The organism is Bradyrhizobium sp. SHOUNA76 (assembly GCF_023006445.1).
Classification (GTDB): domain Bacteria; phylum Pseudomonadota; class Alphaproteobacteria; order Rhizobiales; family Xanthobacteraceae; genus Bradyrhizobium.
This window is the reverse complement of record NZ_JALBHA010000926.1, coordinates 1-1,147: the sequence shown is the minus strand read 5'-3', so window position 1 is coordinate 1,147 and position 1,147 is coordinate 1. Positions and strand designations below refer to the sequence as shown.

The following is a 1,147-nucleotide window of genomic DNA, read 5'->3' as shown; positions in this document are numbered from 1 at the left end:
AACGTGATGCGCGGTCCTGAGGCGTCGATCCGGGTCAGCGCCAGGTCCTGTGCGCGCACGACGGTCGAGACGGAAACATCCCCCTCGTTCAGCGCCCGCATCACCAACGTTCCGCCGCCGAGATAGCGCGCGCTGCGGTCCGAGGACAGCGCGCCGGCCGCCTCGCTGGCGCTTGTGAAAGTCTTCACGGTCACGGCCATGATTATGCGGCCTCCTTCAGATGCCGGCGGATCGCCTCGAAGCCTGCCTGATAGATGTCCTCCGCGACCATATGGGTGATGCGGTCGCGATCCTCCGGCTTGGTGGTGAAGCGGGACTCCCAGTGCCAGAAGGTCCGGTCGCCGTCGGTGACCGGCAGCAGCCGGACATGGGCGACGTAGTTGAACATCGGCACCGGCGTATCGAGCAGGCAATAGCTGAAGGACTGTTCCAGGTCCGACAGCGCCAGCAGTTGCTCGCGCAGCTCGGAGCCGTCGTTGAGCTTGAACCGCCTGACGCAGCCGATCTTGTCGGCGGATTGCGCGCGTTCGATCGAGGATGTCGCGACCGCCGGATGCCAGCGATCGTGCCCGTTGAAATCGCGCAGCACGTTCCACGCCGCGTCGGTCGGCGCGTTCAAAATCGTGCTTTTGACGATATGCGGCACGGCTAGCCTCCGAACACGCGCTTGAGCGCATCAAATCCGCCCTGGAACACGCCGCCGCCGATATTGCTGACGAGTTCGATCTCTCGCTCCGGCGCGCAGTCGAACTCGGCGGTCCATTCCATGAAGGTCTGGTCGCCGTCGGTGACGGGGGTCAGCCGCAGCGTTGCGACGTAGTTCTCGACGCCCATCGGCGATTCCAGGATCGAATAGGTGCAGAACATGTCGTAATCGGAGAGGCCGAGCAGCTTCTCGCGGATGCGGTCGCCGTTGCGCAGGCGAAAATCTCGCACACAACCGATCTTGTCGGAGGGCTCGCCGCCCTCGATACGGCTTTCGGCAATGGCCGGATGCCAGTTCGGCAGGCCGTTGAAATCGCGCACCCGCGCCCAGACGCGGTCGTTGCGGGCGTTGACGACGGTGGAGACGTAGACGCGAGCCATAATGCGACCTCAGCTCTTCTTCCGCGGCCCGCGCTCGGCCGGCGGTTCGCCGCCCTCGGCC

At 65.1% G+C, this 1,147-nt stretch carries 2 protein-coding genes and 1 pseudogene; all 3 read right to left on the bottom strand.

Translation table 11 applies throughout. The annotated features are described in order from the left end of the window. Window positions 1-200 (bottom strand): annotated as a pseudogene (locus tag MOV74_RS38650) (FAD binding domain-containing protein); the annotation flags it as partial. Window positions 201-202: 2 nt separating this feature from the next. Beyond that, on the bottom strand, window positions 203-646 hold the full coding sequence (locus MOV74_RS38645) for an SRPBCC family protein (protein WP_246932817.1): 444 nt from the start codon (window positions 644-646) through the stop codon (window positions 203-205). Between the two features lie 2 nt (window positions 647-648). Then, the gene (locus MOV74_RS38640; protein ID WP_246932815.1) at window positions 649-1,086 is read right to left on the bottom strand and encodes an SRPBCC family protein; all 438 of its coding nucleotides are present in this window, start codon (window positions 1,084-1,086) and stop codon (window positions 649-651) included. Between the last annotated feature and the right edge of the window lie 61 nt (window positions 1,087-1,147).